Origin of the sequence: Microcoleus sp. B3-A4, assembly GCF_036705385.1 — a bacterium.
Classification (GTDB): domain Bacteria; phylum Cyanobacteriota; class Cyanobacteriia; order Cyanobacteriales; family Microcoleaceae; genus Microcoleus.
Map to the genome: position 1 here is coordinate 1 of NZ_JAUBUI010000155.1, position 4935 is coordinate 4935.

The 4935-nt window shown below is 45.6% G+C and carries 3 protein-coding genes; all 3 read right to left on the reverse strand.

Features of this window, described 5'->3' with window-relative positions; translation table 11 throughout:
• Window positions 1-57: 57 nt before the first annotated feature.
• Complete coding sequence (locus tag QUB33_RS28545) at window positions 58-1413, reverse strand: ATP-binding protein (protein WP_445299570.1); 1356 nt, start codon at window positions 1411-1413, stop codon at window positions 58-60.
• A 715-nt stretch (window positions 1414-2128) separates the two neighbouring features.
• The gene (locus QUB33_RS28550; RefSeq protein ID WP_190735262.1) at window positions 2129-2695 is read right to left on the reverse strand and encodes a hypothetical protein; all 567 of its coding nucleotides are present in this window, start codon (window positions 2693-2695) and stop codon (window positions 2129-2131) included.
• A gap of 270 nt (window positions 2696-2965) precedes the next feature.
• Window positions 2966-4531: a hypothetical protein gene (locus tag QUB33_RS28555; protein WP_333357734.1), complete on the reverse strand. Its 1566-nt coding sequence runs from the start codon at window positions 4529-4531 to the stop codon at window positions 2966-2968.
• Between the last annotated feature and the right edge of the window lie 404 nt (window positions 4532-4935).

Sequence of the window (4935 nt, forward strand, 5' to 3'; positions counted from 1 at the left end):
TTGTAAGGCAATGATCTATATATATATTGCCTTACAGATTTTTTTGAGTTCACTTTTTCAGTGCCATTGAACTATAGGCAGGAGAATTTCAAATTCAGTGTTCTTACCTGGTTGCGATCGTAAATTGAGTTGGCCGCCGTGCTTTTCTGTGACGATTTGATTGCAGATAGCTAGCCCCATACCGCTGCCTTTGCCTGCTGGTTTAGTGGTAAAAAAGGTGTCAAATATCTGCTGGTGATTTTCTGGAGGAATGCCGGGCCCGTTATCGGCAATGCAAATTGCCACCCGCTTGCCGTGTTCGGTTTCTATCACTTTAGTGGTAATTTCGATTTGGGGCTGCCAGTTGTCCGGGCACGGGGTGTGTATTTCTCGATCGGCTGCGTACTCTGTCAGGGCGTCTAGAGCATTAACTAACAAATTCAAAAACACCTGACTCAACTGACCGGAGTAGCCGCTAACTAGCGGCAGTTCGCCGTAATTTTTAACCACTTCTATGCTGTTTTTAAAGCGGTTTTTCAAAATTAACAGCGTCATCTCCACGCATTCGTGAATGTCTGTCTCCACTGGTTTTGTCTCGTCCATGTGAGAGAAGTGGTGCAGCCCGTTAACTATTTTTAGCAGTTGCGAGGCTCCCAACTCCATCCCTTCTAAGGTCATAGGCAAATCTTCTTGTAAAAAATCAAATTCAATTTCTTTTTTAAGAGCCTCAATTCGGGGACACGGTGCCGAATATTCTTCTTCATAAACCGACATGAGCTGAAGCAAGTGTTCAAAATATGACAGCAGAAAAGTTAAATTTCCCCAAATACAGTTCAGCGGATTTCTGATTTCGTGGGCTACTTCTGCTACAATTCTCCCCAAACTCGCCATTTTTTCTGTTTGGATGAGTTTGGCTTGGGTTTGTTTGTGGAGTAACTTATTTGTTAATTGGTGAATTCTTGATTGAGCGACCATTAATTGGTGTACGTCTAACAGCTTGTAGGTCTGAGGTGCTATTTCCACTACTACGGGTTCGTAAATTAATTCTCCTGACCTGTAAAGCGATTCCTGGGCAGCTTCTACTATTAATTTACTGCCGGGAAGTACCAACGGAGCTGGCTTGGAAAACTTGTACAATACCTCTATTGGTCGCTTGAAAAACATTTCTAATCCGTAGCGGCGGTTAATTTTTTCAAAAAAGAGACGCCTGGATATTATGCCGACAAAATTACCCCCCTCTGTCAAAATGACGCCGGGAAGCATGGAATTTTCTTCAAAAGCCTGGGCTACTTCTTTTGCCTGTTGAGTTAATTCAATTTGGCAGTGGTAGAGGGGCAGGTCTAGGAGAGTTGATTCTAAGGAGATGTTCCAAGTACAAATTTCAGGTATATGCAACACTGATAACTCCGAGCTAGTCTCACGCACAGCAAACATAGATGAAACCCCTGTTAAAATTGTATTCATTAACAACTTAAGTTGCTATTACTTGGTAACGGGTAATTGGTAGCGGGTAGTTGCTAATTTGTGAAATTTCAACAGCACCCGATGGGAAAACCCTATCGCAGTAGCATTGTCTGCTAAAGATTTTGTTTCTAAGTCAATATTAAACGATCGAAGCTTTTGTGGAAATTACGGAGCACGCGCTTTAAACTTTTTACCATGATATACCTGCGCTCGCATGTTTTCCGAAAAAATTTAATATTTATAACTAATTATTGTGATAAATTATACCATTTTTCTAGTGATAGAAGGGAATTGGAGAACCGCGAGCGCGTTATCAGTGAATATACGGGCATCCTTCGAGGGTTGGAGGGCCCGGATTAGCCGTCGTCCAAGGGGCTTGAGGCTCCAACGGTACCGTCAAGGCTGGGGTCCAGGTAACAATCTGCAGATTCTACAGCAGAAAGAAGTTCGGCAACGGATTCGCCTTCTTCGGATGTAACCGAATGTAACGGATGGGAGGCTTTAGTTATCGTCGCGAGAGAAGGAACAAGCAATGTTCCGCAAGGGTTTGTGCAATTAAGAACCTTCTCACCGTATTGGCGGTTGCTATACCACCCAAAAGAAATGCAACTTTAGGCAACTTCCAACCTCGATGGTAGTCAGTTTTTTGCAATCTGCCACCTCCCATCTGCCATCTCAAATCGTCTTAGGGTTCCACCTCCGGCCAGAGGCGTTCTAGCTGATACCGCCAAGCCGCGAGAGTATTTTCGCGAGACTCTCGCCCTAGTTCCATTTCACCCATCAATCCTTCTGCGTAGAAACGGTCTAAAGTCTGAAGGGTAGTTTCCACAGACTGTCCCTGCATCTTCGCACCTTTGATGATTTGGCGGATGCGGCTTTCTATTAAACCGCCGAAAAAGTCGGACAAACCTCGCTCTTGCAAAGCCAGCACTCTGGCGACGGCGGCCGAGAAATCTGCGGCCGCGAGTGTGGCACAACTGTGCTGAAATACTCCCCACACAACGTTTTGATGTAAGGCGTAGCGAGTTTCCAGGGTGGTGTCAAAGTTAGCTTCTAGGAGTTTATCAAAAAATGGTTGAGCTTCCTGGGCATCGGCGATCGGCAGCAAAATCCGCAGCCAAGTCCCGTCTTCTGAAAGGAGGACTAACAGGCGAAAATTGGGGGTTTCTACTTGCCAAGAAGTGGCAGCCGGCATCTCAACACTGTCACCAAATAAGTCTTTAAGGGTATTGCTAATTTCTTCGGGAGTCATGCGAATTTTAGATTTTAGGTTTGAGGTTTTAGATGTGAAATTGCAGACTGGTGAGTTGGTTTCAAAAGTTTGTAATATTTACCAGTATGGCTTAGTATCAACTCAATTTCAAATCTCCAATCTCCAATCTCAAATCTCAAATCGACTTAGTAAAAGTAGGGTGTACACCGCGCACATTTCAACGCTTGGTGTTTATGGGCGCACCTTACCCTATTGATATTTACCACTATGGGTCAATCTAAAATCTAAAATCTAAAATCTAAAATCGATTTAGGGAAGCCAGCGGGGGTGATAGCCGGCAAGGGGAAGTTCTTCTGGCTGTAGTTTGGCGGGAGAACCGTCTGCGGGTATGTCTACTAAGGGTAGCAGCCAGAGGCGGCTGGTGGCGATCGACTGTCCGCCCGAGTTGCGGGGACTGTCTGCTGCTGAGGGAGTTGCTGCTGTGACTGATTGGTCGAAAATTAATGCCAGCCCGTCGGGAGATAAACTGATTTGGGTATCTAATTGGTTGGGCAAAATCAGCAGCGGTTTGATGGTTCCTACCAAACGAGTACCCTCTTTTTTGAGGTCGATGGTGGCGATGAAAGGCTGTTCTTTGTAGCTTTCTGTTTTGAGGCGTTGGGCTAACAAACAGTAGAGACGCTGAACTTGGTTGTCTTGGTTTTTGCGGGGGTCGAAATAAACGGCCATAATGCTGCCGGGAATACGCAATATTTCTTGTTCTACACCTTGGTTATCTAAGATGAAAAGCGATCGAGTAAAGTCGCTGTTGTATTTAACATAGGCGGCGGCAGAGTTGTCGCGGGCCATCCCCAATACTTGTTCGTATTTTGGCAAAAATTCTACTGGGTCTGCTTCCGGTTTGAGGGGGACGATCGCTAATCCTTGTTTTTGAGATATTACCATCGATTTGCTGTCGGGGCGAATCATAAAATCTCCGCCTTGTTCGTTTTCCAATGGTCTGGGCGCCTGTTTTTCTTCCAAAATCCAAGGACTGAAATCGCCGGGATTGCTGCGGTTGACGCGCTGGACAACTATGATTTTTCCGTCGGCTGAGAGGTCGAATTTGAGGTTTTGGTAATCTTTGGAGTCTAAGATTTTGTCGATTCTACCGGCTGGGTATTTTTGTTGAGTTCCTGAGCCCGATTGGGGGTTGAGGCCGGTGGTGACTGTGAATAGTTCTTGATTTAGAGTGCCGCGAGTACGGGCGATCGATCGATCTGTGGCGGAGAATAAAATGCGATCGCTGTCGGGATAAGGTTTAAAATCGGTAACGACTAAATCTTTGGGAGTCAGCGCTATCGGTTTCGATTCGCTGCTGGTGAGATTGACTAGCATTAATCTGCTTTCTGTTTCGCCTTGGACACCGATGTAAGCAAAAGCTCGATCGCGGCTGCGAAAGGAACTGCTAAACGGTTGCATGGGCGTTCCTTTTTTTTGGTTGTTTTCTCCGAAATACTTGTCGGTTGCTCCGGCGAGTTTGACTGTGTAGGTAACGCCGTAGGGTGCTGGATCTTTGAGAGTGTAAGCCATGCGCCTTCCCGCCCAACTAAATTTACCGGGGAGGGGGGGTTCTAGCTTTAAGTTTTCCTCGACGGTGGAGTGGTTCATCGGCCGAAAGAATGTGAGGATAAAGCCGGTATCTTCGGCGCCGATTTGTTTGTTTTCCCAGGTAAATTCTCGCACTCTGGGTGCTGTGCGATCGCCGCTCAGCAGCAGCAGTCCGATTAAGACGCTCAGCACTAGCATGAGGAAGATGGCCGTGCGGTCGATCGGCTGTTTGAATGGCAGATTAGCGAAGGGTGAAGGATTAATTTTTTTCTTAAAAATACTCACAAATCTCTCTCTCCTACTTGCTGCTGAAAATTAACTGCCAAATTTTCCCTCTTAAATTTTACTGTCTTGGGCGTACTCCCGACCCTCTGAAACGCGTTTTTTTACCAGGGGAAAGGGCTGCAACGACGTATGTTGGTAAAAAAAACTCGGTTTCTGAAAGTGTTCGTGCCTCCAGGACAGAATTAAACTCACGAGCTTAAATCCGTGGAGTCTGCGGCACTTACAACAGCCTCAACCGATTTTAGAGGTGAAATTTGAGATTTTAGATTGTAGGGTACCTCAAAGCTAAAAATTGAGCGAGCGAGAGAGGTTTTTACGATGGTATAGCGGGACTTAAACAAATTTTAAGCCCAAACAAAGCCTAAACTGGCTTTATAAGCGGAGAATACGTCCCAATTTTGGTT